The sequence below is a fragment of the Alphaproteobacteria bacterium PA2 genome (assembly GCA_002256425.1).
In the GTDB taxonomy this organism is placed as follows: domain Bacteria; phylum Pseudomonadota; class Alphaproteobacteria; order Caulobacterales; family Caulobacteraceae; genus Phenylobacterium.
Genome location: NKIZ01000001.1, coordinates 3,333,987 through 3,354,143, shown reverse-complemented (window position 1 = coordinate 3,354,143; position 20,157 = coordinate 3,333,987). Strand labels below are relative to the sequence as shown.

The window sequence follows — 20,157 nt, the reverse complement described above, 5'->3', positions numbered from 1 at the left end:
TGTATCAAATCGCGACACAAAGAGCCTCATCCCAGGGTCCTCCCCGGCAGATGAAGGTCCGGTACAGGTGGGTGTTTTCATATGACCAAAACGGTCCTCGTCGTCGATGACGACCCGACACAGCGGCGACTTCTCCAGGCGGTCCTGGAGCGCGACGGCTTCGCCGTGGTCCAGGCAGAGGGCGGCGATCAGGCCATTGCGCGCCTGACCTCCGGCGGCGCCTGCGACGTCATCCTGCTTGATCTGGTCATGCCCGGCATGTCGGGTCAGGACACCCTGAAGGAAATACGCGCCCGCGGCTTCAACCAACCGGTCATCGTGGTCACCGCATCCGGCGGCATCGACATTGTGGTGGCGGCCATGCAGGCCGGGGCCACCGACTTCTTCGTCAAGCCCGCCTCGCCGGAACGTATCAACGTCTCGATCCGCAACGCCCTGTCCATGGGCGCCCTGAAGGGTGAGGTCGAGCGCCTGAAGAAGCACGCCGGCGGCAAGACCACCTTCGCCGACCTGGTCGGGTCCTCGGCTTCCATGCAGATGGTCAAGCGCATGGGCGAGCGGGCGGCCAAGTCCTCCATCCCCATCCTGATCACCGGCGAAAGCGGCGTCGGCAAGGAAGTCATCGCCCGGGCGGTCCATGGCTCATCCGAGCGCAGCGGCAAGCCCTTCGTGGCGGTCAACTGCGGCGCCATTCCCGAGAACCTGGTGGAATCCATCCTGTTCGGTCACGAAAAGGGCAGCTTCACCGGCGCCACCGACAAGCACCTGGGCAAGTTCCAGGAAGCCAGTGGCGGCACCCTCTTCCTCGACGAAGTGGGCGAGCTGCCCCTGGACATCCAGGTCAAGCTGCTGCGCGCCCTGCAGGAGAGCGAGATCGACCCTGTCGGCTCCAAGCGCTCCATCAAGGTCGACGTGCGCATTGTTTCGGCTACCAACCGCGACCTGACCCAGGCGGTCAGCGAGGGCCGGTTCCGTGAGGACCTGTTCTATCGTCTGAACGTCTTCCCCATCGAGGCCCCGGCCCTGCGGGAGCGTCGCGAGGACGTGCCGGCCCTGGTGGAGACCTTCATCCGCCGGTTCAATGTGGAAGAAGGCAAGTCGGTGGCCGGCGCCTCGGCCGAGACCCTGGCCCTGCTCTCCGGCTTTGACTGGCCGGGCAATGTCCGCCAGCTGGAGAATGCGGTCTATCGCGCCATCATCCTGGCCGACGCCCCCTATCTGCAGCCCTACGACTTCCCCGCCATATCCGGGCTCGCCGCCCCGACGCCGGAACTGGCGAACGAGCGGCCGCCTTCGGCTCCGCCCACCATGGGCGAGCTCATGGCCGACATGCCCAAGGACAGCCCGGTCCAGATCCTTGACGCCCGGGGCCACCTGCGCACCCTGGAAGAGATCGAGCGCGACCTGATCCAGCTGGCCATCGAGATCTATGCCGGCCACATGAGCGAGGTCGCCCGTCGCCTCGGCATCGGCCGCTCCACCCTCTATCGCAAGGTTCGCGAGCAGGGACTGGAAGAGGTGCTGAACGGTATCGCCGGGGGCGAGTCCGGAGAGCTGGCCCAGAAATCGGCCTAGTCGGCCTGTGGCGGTGACTTGCGTCTGAAACCCCGGCGCGGGAGGTCTTTCTTCTCGCCCTTGGCCTTGGACGTGATCTCTTTCAGCTTTACGTGCTGCATGACCGACAGGGCCTGGCCGGGGCCGCCCTTCTCCGGGTCTCCGAAGGCCCGGCCGTATGTCTTGAGCCGGTCCTCGACCGAGCCCAGGAATTCACCTTCCCAATCGGAAAGCTTCACCCCGGCGCGGTCCGCCTGACGGCGGGCGCGCTTGAGGGCGTTCAGGGCGGCGCGCTTGGCGGCCGCCTTGGGGTCTGGTGGCCCGCGTTTCAAATTTCTCCCATGGCGGCGAGATAGAGGTCCAGAATCGCCTCTTCCTCCATCCGCTTGGCGCGGTCCTGCTTGCGGATACGGACCACCTTGCGCAGGATCTTGACGTCAAAGCCGTTGCCCTTGGCCTCGGCGAAGACCTCCTTGATCTGCTCGGCGATCTCGGACTTTTCCTGCTCGAGGCGTTCAATGCGCTCGATAATGCTCTTCAGCTGGCCTTGGGCCGCCTGGTTCAGAACGTCGGAATGGGCGGCGTCGTCGGCCATGGGAAGGAGTCTCTCACAGGAAGGAAGTTACGGAAAGCCGCGGAACCTAGATCGCAAGTCGCCCAAGGGAAAGCCGGTTGCGCGAAAACTTGTGAGTTCCGGCCCTACCGGTCGGGCAGGAGGCCGAATTCCACCAGGGCGGGGCCAAGCGCAGCCGGATCGGTGAAGTGATGGGTGTGGAAACCCAGGGCCTGGGCTCCGGCTATGTTCGTGGCGCTGTCATCCACAAACAGCATGTCCTGCGGGGTGAAGCCGAACCGGTCACAGGCCTGCCCGAAGATTCTGGGGTCAGGTTTCAGTATGGCGGTCTCGGCCGACAGGACATGGCCAGATACCCGGTTCCAGGCCGGGATGATGGCCGTGATGTCCTCAAACACCTCGTCTGACATGTTGGACAGGACGAACTGGGGAATGGCGGCAGCGTGCAGGTCTTCCATGGCCTGGCGGGTTTCCTCGATATGGCCCGAGAACATTTCCATCCACCGGGTTTCCCAGGCAGTGATCTCGGCCTCGTATTCGGGGAATTTCGGCAGGAGCCGGGCGCGATTCTCGGCGAAGCTGACGCCAAGGTCGTGGGCGACGTGCCAGTCCATGGTGCAGACAGACGACAAAAACCGGTCGCGATGGACCGGTTCTGGAAAAATCCTGTCGTAGAGGGTGCGGGGGTTCCACCGCACCATGACATTGCCGATATCCCAGAGTACCGCCTTGGGCATCTCCGGGTCTCCGGCGCGGACCGCTTAGCCCTGACGCGCCTTGAAGCGCGGGTTGGTCTTGTTGATCACGTAGACCCGGCCCTTGCGGCGCACGAGCTTGCAATCGCGGTGACGCGTCTTGAGGGTTTTGAGCGAGCTTCTGACCTTCATAACACTATCTTCTTGGGCGCGGGACGTCGGCGTCCGGGTTGCGATTGAGGCGGCGCGTATACGGGCTGCACGGTTGCGAGTCAATGAATGCTGACGCGCCTCATGTCTTTTCGGGCTTTTGATTGAGCGCGCCCTTCAGGATGGGTAGGCTGTCACCATGGATCGCCGCACCTTCATCGCCCTGTTTGTCGCCGGATGTGCGGACCCCTCAACGGATCTGACCCCTGCGGTTTCGCCGGTTCCCGCCCCGCCCACTCCGACCGCGCCAGAGCCGGTCTCGCCGGTAACCCGCTCCGGCGATCCCGATTTCGACACCTGGGCCCGGGATTTCTATACCCGCGCCATCCGCGCCGGCCTGCCGGCTGCTCTCCTGGATCGCGAACTCACCGGACTGTTGCCTGATCCGCGGGTCAACAGCCTGGACACCCGCCAGCCAGAGTTCGCCAAACCCTTCAGCGACTATGTCCGGGGCGCGATTTCCGACGACCGGGTGGCTATAGGTCGCCGCAAGAGGGCGGAACTGACGGACCTCCTGGCGCCCATTGAGAAGACCTATGGCGTCTCCGCCGATGTCCTGCTGGGCGTATGGGCCATGGAAACCGGCTTTGGCGCCGTGCTGGGCGGGTTTGATGTCATTCGGTCCATGGCGACCCTGGCCGCCCAGGGCCGGCGGCGGCAATTCGCCGAGGACCAGCTGATGGCCGCTCTGCGGATTATCGGGTCCGGCGAGTTTCCCAGGTCGCGACTGGTGGGGTCCTGGGCGGGCGCCATGGGCCAGACCCAGTTCATACCGACCTCCTTCCTCTCCACCGCCGTGGATGGCGATGGCGATGGCCGACGCGACATCTGGGGGTCGGCGCCCGACGCCCTGGCCTCTGCAGCCAACCTGCTGGCCAAGGGCGGCTGGAATCGGGGGCAGGGGTGGGCGAGGGAAGTCCTTGCCCCCCAGGGGTTTGATTTCAGCCTGACAGAGGGTCCCCGGGAGACTCCGGGCTGGTGGGGCGACCTTGGCCTTCGCCCGGCCGATGGCATGGGCTGGAGCGCCGCTGATCAGTCAGCCAAGGCCATGCTGGCGGCGCCGACCGGGGCTGGCGGCCCGATCTTCCTGTTCTTCCCCAACCACTTCGCCATCCGGACCTACAACAACGCCACCACCTATGCCCTGGCTGTGGGTCTGCTGGCGGACCGGTTCTCGGGACTTGGACCCCTGTCCACCCCCTGGCCAGTGGAGACCCCGCTCAGCCTTGCCGACCGGATCGGCGCCCAGAAGGCCCTGATCGCCCTGGGCTTTGACCCGGGTTCCCCTGACGGTGTTGTCGGGATCAACACCCGCAGCGCCCTTCGGGCCTGGCAGAAGTCCAGGAGCATGACGGCTGACGGCTATCTGTCCATGGCCATGGTGGGCCTGCTCAAGGCCGAGGTCCCGGTTCCCTGATCAGCCCGCGCCTTCTTGGTTCTTTTCCAGGGTGGCGAGGTTGGTGTCTTCCAGGGTGGTGGGCTTGGGGTCGGCGTCCCTCATCTGTGTATTGCGCAGGGCATAGACCAGCATGGCCATGAGCAGTGTGAAGTTGAGCAGGAAGGGGGCCGGGGGAATCTTCTCATAAAGCCAGACGAAGAATGGGGCGAGCACCACATTGACCCCGTTTACCGCCGCGATGGCGCCGGCTGCCCGGGCCTGCTCACCCATGTTCACCGCCAGTGAAGCGCCGGCTGTAAAGCCCGGCCTGGCGAAGCCGAACCCCAGGCTTGATAGGGCGTAGCCAACAACCACGGTCCAGTAGTCGGGTGAAAAGGCGACGATCAGGTTGCCGGCGGCCGCGACAACGACACCCCAGCGCAGGAGCTGCCTTGGGGTCATTTCGAACATGCGGATCAGGCCCCACTGGGCCAGCAGACCGGCGACCGCGCCGAACATCATGGCCACGGCGATGAAACCCTGGGCCTGGGTGGGCGACATTTTCAGCTTGTCGATGATGAGGAAGCCCAGGGTCTGCCCCTGCGCCGTCTGGCAGACCGCGACGATGAAGCCATAGATCAGGAAGGGTGTGAGCCTCGGATCCCGCCACATGGGCTTGACCTTGACCCCGTCCACTTCCTTGGGTGGCGGCGTCCATTCCGGCCGGTGCTGGCTCTCAGGCAGATAGCGCCAGACAACATAGAGCATGCCGGCGGCGATCAGCGAGAAGCCTGCCATGGGCCCGGCCAGGCCGATGAAGGGCAGGACGAACAGGGGCGCGATGAAGGGCCCGATCACCGTGCCCAGACCAAAAGCGCCGGCCAGGCTGGACATGGACTGGGTCCGCTGCTCCAGGGGCGTGTGCTCGGCCACATAGGCCTGGGTAGCGGGATTGGACGCCGCGCCGAACAGCCCAAACAGCGCCCTCGCCAGAAGGAAACATACAAAAATGATCAGGGGGGTCGCCATGTGCCGCAGCCCAAAGGCCACAACCATGGCGCAGACCGCCATGGAGACCATGAAGCCGCTCAGGCCGATCATCATCAGGGGCTTGCGACCATACCTGTCGGAGGCGCGCGCCCAGAAGGGCGAGGAAAACGCCCAGAGCAGGGCCGATAGCGAGAAAATTGCCGCGACCATCGGGTCGGGAATACCGATCGACCGGCCTATGGCGGGCAATACCGAGATCATGCCGGTATTGCCCATGGCGGTTGCAAGCGACACGCCGAAGATGATGGCGAATGTCGAACGGGGCAGACCGCTGGTCGGGGCTTTGGCTTCAGTCACGGGAATGCAGATAATCCGGGTTGAGGTCGCCGCAAACCCCGAAATGGTCATCGGGCATTAAGCATTAATGTCGATGGTGCGGTAAGATTTCGTCGGGACGGACTTTCCGCATGTTTCAGATAATCGGCATCGTCTTGCTGTTCGGCCTGGTGTTCGGCAGCTACATCATGACGGGCGGGAACATGGGGGTGATCCTTCATGCCGCCCCTCACGAAATGATGGCGATCGGCGGCGCCGGCGTGGCCAGCTTCCTGATTTCGAACTCCATGACGGTCATCAAGGCCTGCGGCGCGGGCATGGGCAAGGTCTTCGGCGGGCCGAAGTGGAAGACATCGGACTATCGTGACCTCCTGTCCCTGCTGTTCCTGCTGACCAAGACCATGAAGTCCAAGGGCGTCATCGCCCTGGAAAGCCACATCGAAAACCCGCACGATTCCACGATCTTCTCCCGTTATCCGAAGATCATGAAGGACCACTTCGCCATCGACTTCATCTGCGACACCCTGCGGATGATGACCATGAACCTGGAAGATCCGCACCAGGTCGAGGATGCGATGGAAAAGCAGCTGGAAAAGCATCACCACGAGGCTCTGCATCCCGCCCACGCCATCCAGAACCTGGCCGACGCCCTGCCCGCCCTTGGCATCGTCGCCGCCGTTCTGGGGGTTATCAAGACCATGGGCTCGATCACCGAGCCGCCGGAAGTCCTGGGTGAAATGATTGGCAGCGCCCTCGTCGGCACCTTCCTGGGGGTGTTCCTGGCCTATGGCCTGGTGGCGCCCTTCGCATCACGCCTCACCGGCGTGGTTGAGGATGACGGCGCCTTCTACAAGATCATCCAGTCGGTCCTGGTGGCCCACCTGCACGGCAACGCCGCCCAGATCTCGGTGGAAATCGGCCGCGGCAGCGTGCCGTCGGCGTCCCAGCCCAGCTTTGCAGAGCTTGAGCAGGCCCTCTCGGAAATCCCGCCCGAAGCCTGACCGGCCTAGTCCGGCATCCGCCGGTTCACGTGACCCATCTTGCGGCCCGCCTTGGCCTCGCGCTTGCCATAGAGGTGTAGCCGGGCGTCGGACTCTGCTGCGAGACTGGCCCAGTCAGCGACATCATCCCCCAGCAGGTTTTCCATCTCGATCTGCGCATGGGCCCGGGTGGGGCCAAGGGGCCAGCCGGCGACGGCCCGGATGTGCTGTTCGAACTGGTCGACCTCGCACCCGTCCTGGGTCCAGTGGCCGGTATTGTGGACCCGCGGCGCAATCTCGTTGACCAGCAGGCGGCCGTCCTCAAGCTCGAACAGTTCGATCCCGATGACGCCCACATAGTCCAGGCCAGCCAGGATCTGGGCGGCTATGCGCTCGGCCTGGTCGGTAAGGGCCTGTGATACAGGGGCTGGCGCCAGGGTCCGGCGCAGGACCCCAGCCTGATGGTGGTTTTCGCCCAGGGGATAGACTGCGATCTCGCCCTTGCGACCCCGGGCCGCGATGATCGACAGTTCACGGACAAAGGCGGCGGGCGCCTCGACGATCACCGGCCGGTCGCCGAGGGCGTGGAAGACCGCCTGGGCATTGGCGAGGTGTTCGACCCAGGACTGACCCTTGCCGTCATAGCCCTCCCGCCGGGTCTTCATCAGGCAGGGAACACCGATTTGCTTCACCGCCCCGATTGCACCCTCGGGGGTATCTGCCTGGGCAAAAGCGACCGTGGGCGCGCCGGCGGCGTTCAGAAAGGTCTTTTCGGCTACGCGATCCTGGGCCGTGGCCAGGGCGCGGGCGCAGGGCGCGGTTTCAACCCCCAGCTCCGCCAGGATTTCCAGGGCCTTGGCCGGGACATTCTCGAACTCAAAGGTCACGACATCTGCGCGACGGGCCAGTTCAGCCAGGCCTTCGCGGTCATCATAGGCCGTCGCGATCACATGGGCGCTGACCCGCGCCGCCGGACAGTCGGGTTCCGGCTCCAGTATGACCACGTCGAAGCCAAGACGCCCGGCCGCCTGGGCCAGCATGCGTCCAAGCTGACCGCCGCCGAGAATACCAAGCGTGGAGCCGGGGGGGAGGGGCGTCATCACCAGGTTCAGGCGTCTTCCACCGACTCGGCCACGCTGGCGGTCAGGGCGGCCCGGTAGTCTGCAAGGCGCTGGGCGAGGGCAGGGTCCTCAAGGGCCAGGATCTGGGCGGCGAGCAGACCGGCATTCTTCGCGCCCGCCTCACCGATGGCCAGGGTCGCGACCGGAATGCCGGCCGGCATCTGGACGATGGACAGAAGGCTGTCCATGCCCTTCAGGGCCCTGGACTCCACTGGCACACCCAGGACCGGCAGTTCCGTCAGGGAGGCGGTCATGCCTGGCAGGTGGGCTGCGCCCCCGGCGCCGGCGATGATCACCTTGAACCCCGCCGCCTTGGCGCCCTTGGCGAAGGCGTACATGCGGTCCGGGGTCCGGTGGGCGGAGACCACCTTGGCTTCCCAGGCTACGCCGAGGGCGGTCAGGTTGTCGGCTGCGCCCTTCAGGGTTGGCCAGTCAGACCGGCTACCCATGATGATGGCGACAGGCGCAGGCGAAGCGCTCATGACGTGCAGGCCCTGATTCAAGAGGCCGGAGCACTTTTCGAACCGAAAACCGGGAGCCGGTTTTCCGAAAACGCTCTGGCGGAAAGCGGCGGAGTATAGGCGCCGACTTTGCGTGAGCAACCGATGAGGGTTAGGATTCGCAAAACAGCAAGATGATTGCTGATTCTGGATGGGTTGAATGAAGGTCTCTGGCGCCCGAAACGAACCGTTTTCGACGATCCGCAAGCGCGCCCTGGCCCAGGCCGGCGCCTATGCGACGTCGAGCGTCGCCCCGCCGACGGACAAGACCGCCTTTCTGGGTCTGACCGAGGCAGACCTGACCCCGGCTGTCCAGGGCGCCATCAAGACCCTGCTGACCGAAGTGGATGACCTGCGCGGCGAGGTCTCCCGCCTCAAGGTGCGTCTGGCCGAGGTCGAGGAACTGGCGGATCGCGATCCCCTGACCCCTGCCCTCAACCGTCGGGCCTTCATGCGGGAACTGGGCCGGATCCGCACCTTCGCCCAGCGCTATGGTTCGCCGGCCAGCCTGGTCTATTTCGATCTGGACGACTTCAGGAACGTCAATGAACGCTTCGGCCATGCCGCCGGAGACGCCGCCCTGCAGGCGGTGGCCCAGCGCCTGGCCGGCAGTGTCCGTGAGAGCGACCTGGTTGCGCGCATGGGCGGAGACGAGTTCGCGGTGATCCTGGTCCAGGCCGATCTCGCCACCGCCGAGGTCAAGGCCAGGTCCCTTGCCCAGGCCATTGAAAACAGCCCGATCCGCTTCGGCGACTGGTCGGCGCCCCTGCACATTTCCTATGGCGTGACGGAGATTTCCGCAGACCTCGAGCCTGAAGCCCTGCTGGCCCAGGCCGACGCCGCCATGTTCGCCCGCAAGCGCGAGCGTCGCGCCGCCAGCTAGATGAAGGACAGCCAGGCCCCGGTCAGGGCCGTGGACTGGACCCCCACAAGGATAAGCTGTCCGCCGCCGCCCATGGTGATGACCGTGTCAGCGCCGACCTGCGCAATGGTGTAGGTTGTCCCCACATCCAGGGCGATCTTGTCGCCCTCGGCCCGGCTGAAGTCGACGATCCGGTCAATTCCGGCGTCGCCAAAGCTGTGGAAGGTGTCTGCTCCGGGGCCGCCGACCACGGTGTCATCGCCCCGGTCGCCGGAGAGCCAGTCATTGTCAGCGCTGCCGGAAAGACTGTCATTGCCCTGGCCGCCGCGCATCAGGTCTGCGCCCTGTCCTCCGAGACAGGTGTCGTCGCCCAGATTGCCATAGATGACGTCGCCGCCATTCTCGCCGTAGAGCAGGTCATTGTCCTTGCCCCCGACGACCCAGTCATTGCCGTCCCCGCCATAGCAGGTGTCATTGCCCATATTGCCGTTGATGTCGTCGAAATCCAGGCTGCCCTGGATGATGTCATTGCCGCCGTCCCCGCGCAGATAGCTGTTACCCTCACTGCCGTAGATCGAGTCATTGCCATCACCGCCATAGATGGTGTCCGCGCCGGTCAGGCCGTTGAGCGAATTGTTCAGGCCATTGCCGGTGATGCTGTCAGCGCCATAGCCGCCCCTGGCGTTTTCAATATCTGTGCCGATGGCGATGACGACATTGCCGGAATAGCCGCCGACATCAGAGAAGAAGCCCGGGCGAAGGTCGATCACCTGATTGGCGAAGTACTCCGAGAAATCGAAAGTGTCGGTCCCGCCGGCGTCCCACACGGCGAACTGGGCCGGTGAGCTGTTTGTCGCCAGAACGAACCACGGACGGTCTGCATTGGAGTTGAATCCATAGACCGTATTGCCGGTCCGGGTTGTCATGTTGGCGCCATAGATCTGCTGGATGGCAGCAATGTCATCGAGCAGGGGGGCGGCCGAATAGCCTGGCAGGTTGGCGCCCGTATTGGCCCCGGCGAAATAACTCATCACCGTGTACTGGCGGCTGTCCTCATAATATTCCGCATCGTCGACATAGGTCGGTGTCGCGTTGGTGGAGGCGTCATAGTTGCTGGGGTGTCCAAGACCGATGGCGTGCCCAAGCTCATGAATCAGCACCAGGCCGCCATAGCCGCCGACCGTCGGAGTCTGGTTGTAGCTGATGGTGCTGTTGACCCAGAGGTCGCCAGAGGTGGAGGAAAAGCTCAGATTCCCCGGATAGTAGGCGAAGGCGGCGGCGCCATCCTCCCCTGCAGAGTAGTTGCCGATCAGCATGGAGGCGCTGTCGGAATAGGCGGCGTCGCCGCTGGCGCCTGTGCCGACCCGCACGAAGTGGATATTGGCCACGTCCGACCAGGCCTTGAGCGCCAGTTCCGTCTGGTTGATCTGGGCGACGGTGAAGCGCGTGAACCCTGAAATGTCCGATGGATAGGTTCCCGGCTCGCTGGCGCGGTAGGCATAGGTGACCGTAAAGCCGGTGCCCATGTCGGCGTTCCAGCCGGGCTCACCGCCATTCAGTCGCGTGGCCGCCTGGTCAATGGTCAGGCTGGGCTTTCCATCGACCGTCGCGCCGTCGCGCTGATCGGCGTTGAGATAGCGCTGTGGTCCCTGATCTGGGTCGATCAGGCGATCCTGGGCCGCGGGATTGGCGTTGAACGCCGGTGAGATGCTCATGGTCGATCAGTCTCCCGGCTTTAGGTAAAGAGACCGATAAAGTTTACGTCAGGTGCAGCGCCGGGGCCCCTGCCGCATAGATTGAGCCTTCCGGAATTCCTGCTTGTCGGCGGCGAAGTTTGCGCGATGCTTGGGGCTGAACTTCCGCTGGGGATGACCACCATGACTGACCAGTCTCAATCGACGCCTGACGACGGCTGGAAACACAGCGGCGTCCGGGTGGTTCCTGCCGGTCAGCTGGACAGCAATACGCCGCAGACCCCTGGCATGGACCGGGCGGCGGCAGTGAACTTCGCCCGGGTCGGCGCCCAGAAGCTGTGGGCCGGGACCGTGCACATCCACCCCCACGCCAAGACCGGCGCGCACCATCATGGCCCCCTTGAGAGCGTGATCTATGTTGTCTCCGGACGGGCGCGGATGCGCTGGGGCGAAAACCTTGAATTCACCGCAGAGGCCGGGCCCGGGGACTTCATCTATGTCCCGCCCTATGTGCCTCACCAGGAGATCAACGCCTCGGACACAGAACCGCTGAGCTGTGTTCTGGTCCGCAGCGACAATGAGGCGGTGGTGGTCAATCTCGATATCGAGCCCGTGGAAAAGCCGGAAGGGGTCGCCTGGATCGACCCCATCCACAGGACCTAGTGGTCTGACTCCGACATTGGCATCTTCTTGATACAACCCCCCGAGCCAATGTCGGACGGGAGGCGAATGTCAGATTTGCTCCACTAGCCCTTGGGCAGCAGGCCCAGCTGGCCGCCGATCAACCGGTCCACAATCCGCCGGGGAAGATGGGCCAGCATGAAGGTCTGCAGCGCGTCCGGCGCTATGGTGTAGCGCACTCTTGGCTTTGCAATGGTCAGCACCCTGGCCACCAGCTCACCCAGTTCTTCAGCCGGCAGCCCCTTGGCGCCATTGGCCTTCATATAGGCAAAGACCTTCAGAAGGGCGGGGTAGAAAACGCTCTTTTCATAGGGGACCAGATCATCGTCCTTGGCCTTGCCCCAGATGGCGGTCGCCACGGCGCCGGGGGCCACAATGATCACATCGACCCCCAGAAGCAGGAGCTCGCGGCGCAGGGATTCCGAAAGGCCCTCAATGGCGAATTTCGAGGCGACATAGGGGCCCAGGAAGGGATTGCCGTTCCGTCCGCCAACCGAGCTGATGTTGACCACCCTGCCCGGGGCGCCCTTGCGGTCCGGGCTCGCCGCCAGCAGGGGGGCGAAGGCCTGGGTGACTATGACCACGCCGGTCAGATTGACCTCGATCTGCTGGCGGAACTCGGCGATGGGCAGCTCAAGCAGGGGGCCGGCCACAGCGACGCCGGCATTGTTCACCAGGCCCGCCAGGGTCTGGCCCTGCAGCGCCTTCTCCACCTGGGCGGCGGCCTTGCGGACAGCCTTCTCGTCCGTCACGTCGAAGATCAGGGGCACGAAGTTCGGCCCGAACTCCTGGCTCAGGCGGTCAGCGTCTGACTGTTTGCGCACGCTTCCAAAGACCCGAAAGCCCTTCTGGATGAGGACCTTGGCGGCGCCCCAGCCAATGCCGGTGGAAACACCTGTAACGACAACGCTCTTCATGTCCGAAGTCCCAGTTGATCAATGGCTGCAATCTGTGCGGGGTCCAGGCGCCCTGCGGCCTCAGCCTTCAGCGTCCTGGCAAGCTCATCCCGGTTCTTGACCCCGAGGATCAGGGTGTCGACCCCATCCATGGACAGGGCGTATCTGTGGGCGATGTCCGCGGGGTCCTCGCCCCAGGTCCGGCAAAGGTCGCGGTAGCCCTGCGCCCGTTCAAAGTCTTTACGATCCGGGTGGTTTGGCGACAGGTCCCGGTCCAGCTCGGCAGTCAGGGCGCCGGCCTGAACGGCGCGAATGCCCAGGACCGGCACGCCGTTTTCCTTCGCCTTGGCCAGTATGGTCCTGGGCGCCGCGGGCTCCGCAAACCGGCGGATACCGCCGGCGGAATCCATCAGATTGGCGATGACCTGCACCGCCTGGGGTCTGGTCGCATGATCCAGGGCCTGAAGAACGGTCTGTGGCACGCCGATTCCGGTAATGCCCCAGGCTCGGATCAGCCCCTTTGATTTCAGACCCTCAAGGGCCGGAACGACTTCATCGACATAGAGGTCCCACCGGGTGGAGAACTTGTCCCGCCGGGAATCCCCGTGGGCATAGGCATAGCCTTCGGGGGCGATGCTCGAATGCAGGAAGAGCAGGTCGAACCGCTCCAGCCGCATGGTGGCCAGGGATCTGAGGACCGAGGCTTCCAGCAGGCTGGCGGCCTGGCCCACGGGCGGCGTGCCCAGATCGCATTTGCTGGTGACGCGGACATGGGCCGGCAAGGCGCCTTCAAAGGTCTCGCCGAATATGGCCTCACAGTTCAGATACATGGGGGCAGTATCGATCAGGTCGATCCCGCCCTCTACTGCGGCGCGCAGGGTCGCAGCGGCTTCCTCGTGGCTGGTCGGACCCCAGACCTGACCAATGCCGCCGCCGCCAAGGGTCAGGCGGCTGACGGATCCGAGTTCGCCCAGTTTCCCGTAGTTCACGACGCATCCTCCATCATCTGCATAATATACCGATCAACGGATGTTCCGACAATCGGAATATCCGTTGATCGAATTGTTTCGCGGCTGCCGTCTCAGGCGACACCACAATTGCGACAGGCTAGTCTCCACCCGTCATGACTCGTGATCAAAATCCCGTGGACGATGGACAGGCCCATACCCTGGCGGCCCTGCTGAGCGTCCTCATGCGGCGGTTCAAGCTTGAGCCAGGTCTCCTGGCCTCCAGCGTCTATGCCGACCTGCACGCCAATGACGCCGGCCTGCTCAATGTCCTGACCGAGGCTGACGACTGGACGGTGCGTACCCTCGCCCAGACCCTTGGCGCAGCGGACTCGACCGTGTCCTCCGCCCTGGACCGGCTGGAGGCCCGTGGCCTGGTGGCCAGGACCCGCCTCGAGCGGGACCGCAGGGTGATGGGGGTCAGGCTGACTGACGAGGGCGTCGCCCTGATCGCCCGACTGCGCGAGGCCCAATTGGGAAATTCCCGAGCCCTGCTTGAGCGTCTCACCGAAGATGACCGCGGCCAGCTTCTGCGGCTGCTCGCCATCATGGCCCAGGACAGATAGGACAACCGCCATGCCCACAGCCAAGGTCAATGGCCTGAACCTCCACTATGAACGTGCGGGAGCCGGAGAACGGCTGCTGTTCATTTCCGGCACGGGCGCCGACCTGCGCAACAAGCCCAACCAGATGGACGGCCCCCTGGCTGGCGGCTTCGACATGGTCTCCTATGACCAGCGGGGCCTGGGTCAGTCCGACAAGCCGGACATCCGCTACACCATGGCCGACTATGCCGACGACGCCGCCGGACTGATGGACCATCTGGGCTGGCCCGACGCAAAGGTGATCGGCGTTTCATTCGGCGGCATGGTGGCCCAGGAGCTTGTCCTGCGACATCCTGAGAAGGTCAGCCGGCTTGTGCTGGGCTGCACCTCGCCGGGCGGGGCGGGCGGGTCGTCCTTCCCCTTCCACGAGATCGAGCACCTGAAGGGCGAGGCCCGCGCCCGGCATCTCATGCCCTTCAGCGACACCCGCATGACCCCCGAATGGGCGGCGGCCAATCCGGAAGCCTTCGCCAGGGCCCTGGCCCTGTCCTCAGCGCCCGATCCCCATGCCGACGAGCCGAACCGGGCCATTGGCGCCCATCGTCAGCTTGAGGCGCGGGCTGACCACGATGTCTGGGATCGCCTGCCGCAGATCGCCATTCCCGTCATGCTGGCCGCCGGAAAATTCGACGGGGTCGCGCCGCCCCAGAGCCAGCTGAATCTCGCCATGCAGATTCCGGGGTCGGTCCTGCAGTTCTTCAAGGGCGGCCACATGTTCATGCTGCAGGACCGCGCCGCCCTGCCGGCCATCGAGGCCTTCCTCAGAGGCTAGAGCCCCTGGGGTTCAGCGGGACATCCAGGGCTTGGACTTGGAGCCCGAGGCGTGGGCGGCGGCCTGTTCACGCTGGAAGCGTCCGCCGCGAGGCGGTTTCGGACGCTGGTCGACGGCGGCCTTCTTCAGTCGCAGCGCCTTCTGCATCGGGGTTTCGCCCGGGGGATCGTCGGTCGGGTCAGACATTGCAGTCGCCTCCTGAGCCGGAACAGTGTCGCAGGAAACCGCGGCCGGTGAAAGGTCGTCAGGAATCCTGCATCAGATCGGTCACAGCCTGCGCGACCTGACCCACGTCATAGGGCTTGCGGACAATGGGGGCGTTGAAGCCGGCCAGGGCGGCGCCGGTGTCGCCATAGCCTGTGGCGAAGATGAAAGGCACGCCCCGCTCAGCCAGGGCCTGGGCCACGGGCATGACAGACTCTCCGTTCAGGTTGGCGTCCAGCACGGCGGCGTCGATCTCCTGGTCCAGCAGGGCCAGGGCTTCCTCAAGCTCATAGGCCGGGCCGATCACATGGGCGCCGGCGTCGGACAGGCCGGTTTCCAGTTCCAGGGCCAGAAGGACGGCGTCCTCGACGATCAGCACCCTGCGGCCCTTGAGATCTCCGGGGGTCATCCTGCGGGGATCAATTTTGGGGGTGTCCTCGGCCTTGGGGCCCGCCGGAACCGAGTCCGGCCGGCCGACCACGGAGGCGGCGCTGGCGGTCAGGATCACATGAACCCCTGAGGGGCGGTATTCGATATGGGTCTCGCCCATCAGCTCACGGCCGGTCACCTGGGCCAGGAGGGTCGAACCAAAGCCCAGCTTTTCAGGCTGGCGAACGGTGGGGCCGCCGGACTCGGTCCAGGTCAGGCGGAAGCCGCCAGAGCGGGTTTCGGTCCACTTCAGATCCACGCGACCCTGCTCGGTTGAAAGGGCGCCGAACTTCAGGGCATTGGTCGCCAGCTCGTGAAGGGCCAAGGCCAGGGCGTTGGCGGCGCGGGGGGTCAGGAAGAGTTCGGGGCCATCGGCCCGCGTCTGGCCAGGAGCTATCCCCCCCAGTTCGGCGGCGGCCAAATGGGAAATCGCTGCGCCGCGCCACCTGGCGGCGGTCAGCAGCTCATTGGCGGCGGCCATGGATTTCAGGCGCCCCGCAAAATTGGACAGGAAGCCCTCGAGGGAGCGGGTGCGCTTGGCGGTCTGCTGGGCCAGGGCCTGAACCGTCGCCAGGACGTTCTTCACCCGGTGGTCCAGTTCGGACATCAGGGTCCGCCTCTGGTCCTCGATCATGCGCTCCCGGGAAATGTCCCGAACAAAGCCGCATACGGCGATCGGCTTTCCGGCGTCATTGCGGATCAGGACCCCTGTCGCCCGGACCCAAACTGCGCCCTCGGCTTCCGGGCGTAGAAGTCGGTACTCGGCCTCAAAGGCGCCTGTCCGGGATATGGCCTCGGTGATGATCTTGCGGTTTGCCTCCCGGTCTTCGGGATGCAGGAGTTCAAAGAGCGGGTTTTCATCCGCCGTGGAGCGGGGTTCCGTGGACCATCCGGTGATCGCCGCCGTCCGGGCGCTGATCCGGAAAACCTGTTCGACCATATCCCATTCGTACTCGCCGAGGCCTGACGCCGTCAGGGCAAGGTCGAGTCGCTGGCGATCCAGGATGAGATCCGCCGAGGTCTTGGTCATGACTTGATCTTATGCCTTAGCTTGTGAGCCCATGACAGCGGCCCTTCGTGAGAAAAACGCCCCAATGGCGAAATTTCGCCGCCTTTCCGGGGAACCAAGAAACCGGTAAGCATCTTGATAAAGCCTATGCTCATCCCGATCTCTTAAAAGCCTGTTCTGCATCAGCCCTAATTGGAGAGTCACCATGGCCGCCAAAGCCGCCGCCGCCGCAAAAGAAACCGTCGAGGCCGTCGCCGACACCGCCTCCGATGTGGCGCAACAGGCTGAACGCCGCTTTGCAGAAGCTGCAAAGCATTTCGAAAAGATCGTCGCCGAAAGCGTCGAGCAGATCCGTGCCCACAGCCGCACCTATGCCGACACCACGGCCGAGCACCTGGACGAAGCCCAGAAGTATGTGTCCGGCAAGGTCAAGGAGCGTCCCCTGGCCGCGGCAGGCGCCGCCCTGGGCGTCGGTGTGCTGATCGGCATGCTTCTGGCGGGCGGCCGGAGCCGTTGATCGTCAAGCGCGCTATCCTGATCGCCTGCGCCGTCGCCGCCTTGGCGACGGCCACCGGGGTGTTCATCATCGCCCTGGCCTTCGCCCTGTTCGCCGCCCTGGCGCCCAGTGTCGGGCCCTCCCTGGCGGCCGCGGGCGTGGCTGGCGCGACCCTGATCATCTTCCTGCTGGTGGCGATCGCCGCCCTGCTGGCGGCCAATCCCAAGCCGAAACGTCAGCCTGCGCCAGAAGTTGACCTGACCACACGGCTCGTGGACCTGGCCAGGGACAAGCCGATCATCGCGGCGGCAGCCCTGGTGGCTGCGGGTGTCGTTGCTGTCCGGAATCCGAAGATCACGGCCGGACTGGTCGCGGCCTTCATGGCCGCAAAGCCACCCAGCCCGCGCAAGCCCTGAGCCGTCCGGCCTCTGGCCGCACTGGTTTTCCGGCCGGTTCTGTGAAATCCATGGCGCTCCAACCGGAGACTCCAATGCGTTCCATCATTTTCGCTTCAGCCTTCGCCCTGGCGCTTTCAGGCGTCAGCCTCTCCGCCGAGGCCGCCCAGTGCCGCGACGCCAAGGGCAAGTTCATCAAGTGCGCTGCTGCGCCCATGGTCAAACCGACCAAGTGCAAGGACGTCAAGGGCAAGTTCACCAAGTGCAGCGCCCCAGGCGCCGTGCCGGTCAAATAGCTGGCGCGACCGGTGGCCTGGCCTAGTTTTCCAGGTCAACCACCGGCATGGCGTCAAACTCGGCCTTGGTGATCGGCGCCTTCAGGCCCTCTGGAGATTCTGTCAGACTCTTGACTGACAGACTGTGCGGCGACGCCGTCCTGGCGCCCTTGGGCTGGACCAGAACCTGGGTCGGGCGACCGGCCGCGTCGGTGACAACCTGCGTGACCAGGCCGAGCACGACGCCGTCAACGGCGCGAACCGTCTGGCCCTCAACCGGCTTGATCTGAGCCAGGGCGGCATTTGCCCCAAGCAGGCCAACTGTGAGGGCGGCAAGGAAGGCGTTCCGGGTCAGGCGCGTATTCATACCCTGAATATGGCGATCCGAATGTGGCGGCGCCAGGGCGGCCACCTCAAATCCCTTCAGATCAGGCCGCCAGCCGGAAGGCTGGATTGCGGGCGTAGAGACCGGGGCGATCTGCGACGGCATGGAAGGCGCCGCCGAGGGCCTGGGTGCTTTCCCCTTCGCCGAGGAACAGGAAGCCGTCCGAACTCAGGGCGTGGACAAGTCCTTCCAGGGTCTTCTGCCGGGCGACGGGGGTCATATTGGCCAGGACATTGCGGCAGAAAATGACGTCAAACCCGCCTGCCGCAGCCTGGTCCACCATCAGGTTCAACCGACGCCAGCGCACCATCTGCCGGATGTGGGTCTTCAGAACCCACATGTCGTCGGCCTTCTGGAAGTTCTGCACCAGCTGGCGGATCGGCAGACCCCGCTGGACCTCGAAGTGGGTGTAGAAGCCGCTCTGCGCCTTCTCCATGGCCCGATCGGACAGGTCGGAGCCGAACAGCTGGATCTGGGTTCCCGCTGGCAGCCGGGCGAATTCCTCATCGACGATCATGGCCAGGGAGTAGATTTCCTGGCCCGCGCCGCAGCCGGCGCTCCACACCCGCAGCGGATTGGCGCCACGGACATGACACAGGGCAGGAAGGATCTCCTTCCGGAAACACTGGAACGGCGTCCTGTCGCGGAAGAAACTTGATTCGCCGGCGGCCATGGCTTCGATCACGGCCCAGCTCAGACGGTCATCACCGCTGGCCCTTACCGAATTGACCAGGTCTTCAACCGAAGGAAAGCTCTCGCGGCGGGCCACGGGGGCAAGCCTGCTCTCGACCAGATAGGTCTTTTCCGGGTCAACCCGAAGACCGATCCGCGCGGCGCAGATCTCGGACACCCATTCGCAGTCCGCCGGTGTCATGCGAGGCCCGCCTCGATGAACTTCATGGCGACGATGTCGCTGTCGAAGGGTTTCATGATGTATTCGCGGGCGCCGGCGTCCAGGGCTTCCTGAATCTTTTCAACCTCGGTTTCCACCGTGCAGAACACGACGGCGGGCTTGTCGCCCCCCGGCTCCTGGCGAAGGTGGCGCAGGAACTCGATGCCGTTCATCACCGGCATGTTCCAGTCCAGCAGTATGGCTTCCGGCATGGCCGAGCGGCACCAGGCAAGTGCCTCCGCTCCGTCGGACGCCTCGGCGATATCAAAGCCGATGTCCTCCAGAATGCGGCGGGCCACCTTGCGGATCACCCGGCTGTCATCGACCACCAAACAGGTCTTCACGGAATAGCGCCTCCAAGACGCTCCGTTTTGGGACGGCGATGGTTAAGGACAGGTATGAGCCCGACGAATTGTCGGTTTCAGCAAAACCCTAGGCCAGGGGTAGGGTGGCGGCGAAGACCACGCCCTCTTCCTCGACCTTGGAGAAGATCTTCCCACCGGCGTCCTGGGTGAACAGGTGGATGTAATAGGCCTGCACCCAATGGCCGTGCAGACCATCGCCCATGGCCTTGCCCTCGAGGCCTGCGGCCACTTCCGGGCGCAGCCGGGCCTTGGCGCCCCTGGCGTCGACCGCGATCACCAGCTGTCCGGCCTGTTCCACCGCCCGGACGCTGGCTGTTCCGCCCATGGGGAGGGCAGCGCCGGCCAACTGGGCCAGGTTCATTATGGTGCGTGCGGCCGGCTTGTTGAGGGTGGCGGCCTCGACCTGCCAGTCCAGCTCCGCCCGCATGTGAGCGAATAGTCCCGCAGCCAGCTTGTTCAGCTCACGGGGATCAAAGGTTTCGGATGAGGCCGAGGCGCCAAAGGCCACCCGGGTGAAGGCGAGCAGGTCCGCCAGTTTGCGGGCTGATCCAGCGATCAGGTTCATGGCGTCGTCGCGCATATCCTCGGCCGTCGGGTCATCGAGCAGGTCGAGCCCCGAAACTATGGCGCTGGCCGGACTGATGAAGTCATGACACATGCGCGCAGCCAGATAGGCGGCGACCTCCGCGGTCTTCGGCGTCGGGAGAACCGGAATGTCCGGCGCAGCTTCGGTTGGGAGGGCGTCATCGGTCATGGGGTGGAATCTGACCTGATTTGGCGCTTTGGCAAACGCGCCCATGCGGTTAGATCGGGGAAAGCCGGGGGCTCGCCTGTGAGGCGCGGATCTGGCGG

26 protein-coding genes are annotated in these 20,157 nt (G+C 64.8%); 10 read left to right on the top strand and 16 right to left on the bottom strand.

Annotated elements, in window-relative coordinates:
• Window positions 1–81 precede the first annotated feature (81 nt).
• A complete protein-coding gene (locus CFE28_16095) occupies window positions 82–1,575 on the top strand; it encodes a sigma-54-dependent Fis family transcriptional regulator (protein ID OYU71380.1) in 1,494 nt (497 codons plus the stop codon).
• On the opposite strand, the gene CFE28_16090 is transcribed toward CFE28_16095, so the two are convergent.
• From CFE28_16090 to CFE28_16075, 4 genes are all read right to left on the bottom strand, one after another.
• The gene (locus CFE28_16090; protein ID OYU71379.1) at window positions 1,572–1,886 is read right to left on the bottom strand and encodes a hypothetical protein; all 315 of its coding nucleotides are present in this window, start codon (window positions 1,884–1,886) and stop codon (window positions 1,572–1,574) included. The genes CFE28_16095 and CFE28_16090 overlap by 4 nt on opposite strands.
• Complete coding sequence (locus CFE28_16085; protein OYU71378.1) at window positions 1,883–2,149, bottom strand: hypothetical protein; 267 nt, start codon at window positions 2,147–2,149, stop codon at window positions 1,883–1,885. The genes CFE28_16090 and CFE28_16085 overlap by 4 nt, the downstream gene beginning before the upstream one ends.
• Window positions 2,150–2,253: 104 nt before the next feature.
• Window positions 2,254–2,865 carry an HAD family hydrolase gene (locus CFE28_16080; GenBank protein OYU71377.1) on the bottom strand — a complete coding sequence of 204 codons (612 nt, stop codon included), beginning with the start codon at window positions 2,863–2,865 and terminating at the stop codon, window positions 2,254–2,256.
• A gap of 24 nt (window positions 2,866–2,889) precedes the next feature.
• Entirely contained in the window at window positions 2,890–3,015 is a 126-nt protein-coding gene (locus CFE28_16075) for a 50S ribosomal protein L36 (GenBank protein OYU71376.1), read from the bottom strand.
• Window positions 3,016–3,172: 157 nt separating this feature from the next.
• Between CFE28_16075 and CFE28_16070 the strand changes: the two genes are divergently transcribed.
• Window positions 3,173–4,450: a peptidoglycan-binding protein gene (locus CFE28_16070; GenBank protein ID OYU71375.1), complete on the top strand. Its 1,278-nt coding sequence runs from the start codon at window positions 3,173–3,175 to the stop codon at window positions 4,448–4,450.
• On the opposite strand, the gene CFE28_16065 is transcribed toward CFE28_16070, so the two are convergent.
• On the bottom strand, window positions 4,451–5,809 hold the full coding sequence (locus CFE28_16065; protein ID OYU71374.1) for an MFS transporter: 1,359 nt from the start codon (window positions 5,807–5,809) through the stop codon (window positions 4,451–4,453).
• 59 nt (window positions 5,810–5,868) lie between these two features.
• Here CFE28_16065 and motA point away from each other — a divergent pair, with 59 nt between their 5' ends.
• Window positions 5,869–6,738, top strand: coding sequence for a flagellar motor stator protein MotA (gene motA / locus CFE28_16060; protein OYU71373.1), 870 nt, complete (start codon window positions 5,869–5,871; stop codon window positions 6,736–6,738).
• 5 nt (window positions 6,739–6,743) lie between these two features.
• Here the strand turns inward: motA and CFE28_16055 are convergent, their stop codons facing one another.
• Window positions 6,744–7,823: a 5-(carboxyamino)imidazole ribonucleotide synthase gene (locus CFE28_16055; protein ID OYU71372.1), complete on the bottom strand. Its 1,080-nt coding sequence runs from the start codon at window positions 7,821–7,823 to the stop codon at window positions 6,744–6,746.
• 2 nt (window positions 7,824–7,825) lie between these two features.
• A complete protein-coding gene (gene purE, locus CFE28_16050) occupies window positions 7,826–8,320 on the bottom strand; it encodes a 5-(carboxyamino)imidazole ribonucleotide mutase (GenBank protein OYU71762.1) in 495 nt (164 codons plus the stop codon).
• A 178-nt stretch (window positions 8,321–8,498) separates the two neighbouring features.
• Here purE and CFE28_16045 point away from each other — a divergent pair, with 178 nt between their 5' ends.
• Window positions 8,499–9,221: a GGDEF domain-containing protein gene (locus CFE28_16045; GenBank protein OYU71371.1), complete on the top strand. Its 723-nt coding sequence runs from the start codon at window positions 8,499–8,501 to the stop codon at window positions 9,219–9,221.
• On the opposite strand, the gene CFE28_16040 is transcribed toward CFE28_16045, so the two are convergent.
• Window positions 9,218–10,915 carry a hypothetical protein gene (locus tag CFE28_16040; protein OYU71370.1) on the bottom strand — a complete coding sequence of 566 codons (1,698 nt, stop codon included), beginning with the start codon at window positions 10,913–10,915 and terminating at the stop codon, window positions 9,218–9,220. The two genes, CFE28_16045 and CFE28_16040, sit on opposite strands and share 4 nt — an antisense overlap.
• A gap of 153 nt (window positions 10,916–11,068) precedes the next feature.
• Here CFE28_16040 and CFE28_16035 point away from each other — a divergent pair, with 153 nt between their 5' ends.
• Window positions 11,069–11,557, top strand: coding sequence for a mannose-6-phosphate isomerase (locus CFE28_16035; protein ID OYU71761.1), 489 nt, complete (start codon window positions 11,069–11,071; stop codon window positions 11,555–11,557).
• An 83-nt stretch (window positions 11,558–11,640) separates the two neighbouring features.
• On the opposite strand, the gene CFE28_16030 is transcribed toward CFE28_16035, so the two are convergent.
• Window positions 11,641–12,492, bottom strand: a complete 852-nt coding sequence (locus CFE28_16030) for an oxidoreductase (protein OYU71369.1) — start codon at window positions 12,490–12,492, stop codon at window positions 11,641–11,643.
• On the bottom strand, window positions 12,489–13,460 hold the full coding sequence (locus CFE28_16025) for a hypothetical protein (GenBank protein OYU71368.1): 972 nt from the start codon (window positions 13,458–13,460) through the stop codon (window positions 12,489–12,491). Before CFE28_16025 ends, CFE28_16030 begins: the two co-directional genes overlap by 4 nt.
• Before the next feature lie 134 nt (window positions 13,461–13,594).
• Between CFE28_16025 and CFE28_16020 the strand changes: the two genes are divergently transcribed.
• Together CFE28_16020 and CFE28_16015 are read left to right on the top strand one after the other, a co-directional pair.
• Window positions 13,595–14,044, top strand: coding sequence for a MarR family transcriptional regulator (locus tag CFE28_16020; protein OYU71367.1), 450 nt, complete (start codon window positions 13,595–13,597; stop codon window positions 14,042–14,044).
• Window positions 13,992–14,855 (top strand): alpha/beta hydrolase, encoded by an 864-nt coding sequence (locus CFE28_16015; GenBank protein ID OYU71366.1) that lies wholly within the window; start codon window positions 13,992–13,994, stop codon window positions 14,853–14,855. The genes CFE28_16020 and CFE28_16015 overlap by 53 nt, the downstream gene beginning before the upstream one ends.
• A gap of 12 nt (window positions 14,856–14,867) precedes the next feature.
• Here CFE28_16015 and CFE28_16010 read toward each other — a convergent pair whose 3' ends face one another.
• On the bottom strand, window positions 14,868–15,041 hold the full coding sequence (locus CFE28_16010) for a hypothetical protein (GenBank protein ID OYU71365.1): 174 nt from the start codon (window positions 15,039–15,041) through the stop codon (window positions 14,868–14,870).
• Window positions 15,042–15,099: 58 nt separating this feature from the next.
• Entirely contained in the window at window positions 15,100–16,518 is a 1,419-nt protein-coding gene (locus CFE28_16005; protein OYU71364.1) for a hypothetical protein, read from the bottom strand.
• 184 nt (window positions 16,519–16,702) lie between these two features.
• Between CFE28_16005 and CFE28_16000 the strand changes: the two genes are divergently transcribed.
• The 3 genes from CFE28_16000 (at window position 16,703) to CFE28_15990 (ending at window position 17,684) form a co-directional block, all read left to right on the top strand.
• Window positions 16,703–17,014: a hypothetical protein gene (locus CFE28_16000; protein ID OYU71363.1), complete on the top strand. Its 312-nt coding sequence runs from the start codon at window positions 16,703–16,705 to the stop codon at window positions 17,012–17,014.
• Complete coding sequence (locus CFE28_15995; GenBank protein ID OYU71362.1) at window positions 17,011–17,409, top strand: hypothetical protein; 399 nt, start codon at window positions 17,011–17,013, stop codon at window positions 17,407–17,409. The genes CFE28_16000 and CFE28_15995 overlap by 4 nt, the downstream gene beginning before the upstream one ends.
• A 74-nt stretch (window positions 17,410–17,483) precedes the next feature.
• Window positions 17,484–17,684 (top strand): hypothetical protein, encoded by a 201-nt coding sequence (locus tag CFE28_15990; protein OYU71361.1) that lies wholly within the window; start codon window positions 17,484–17,486, stop codon window positions 17,682–17,684.
• A 22-nt stretch (window positions 17,685–17,706) separates the two neighbouring features.
• Here the strand turns inward: CFE28_15990 and CFE28_15985 are convergent, their stop codons facing one another.
• From CFE28_15985 to CFE28_15970, 4 genes are all read right to left on the bottom strand, one after another.
• Window positions 17,707–18,030, bottom strand: a complete 324-nt coding sequence (locus CFE28_15985; GenBank protein ID OYU71360.1) for a hypothetical protein — start codon at window positions 18,028–18,030, stop codon at window positions 17,707–17,709.
• A 61-nt stretch (window positions 18,031–18,091) separates the two neighbouring features.
• The gene (locus CFE28_15980) at window positions 18,092–18,922 is read right to left on the bottom strand and encodes a chemotaxis protein CheR (GenBank protein OYU71359.1); all 831 of its coding nucleotides are present in this window, start codon (window positions 18,920–18,922) and stop codon (window positions 18,092–18,094) included.
• Window positions 18,919–19,284 carry a two-component system response regulator gene (locus CFE28_15975; GenBank protein ID OYU71358.1) on the bottom strand — a complete coding sequence of 122 codons (366 nt, stop codon included), beginning with the start codon at window positions 19,282–19,284 and terminating at the stop codon, window positions 18,919–18,921. Before CFE28_15975 ends, CFE28_15980 begins: the two co-directional genes overlap by 4 nt.
• A gap of 88 nt (window positions 19,285–19,372) precedes the next feature.
• On the bottom strand, window positions 19,373–20,059 hold the full coding sequence (locus CFE28_15970) for a histidine phosphotransferase (protein OYU71357.1): 687 nt from the start codon (window positions 20,057–20,059) through the stop codon (window positions 19,373–19,375).
• Between the last annotated feature and the right edge of the window lie 98 nt (window positions 20,060–20,157).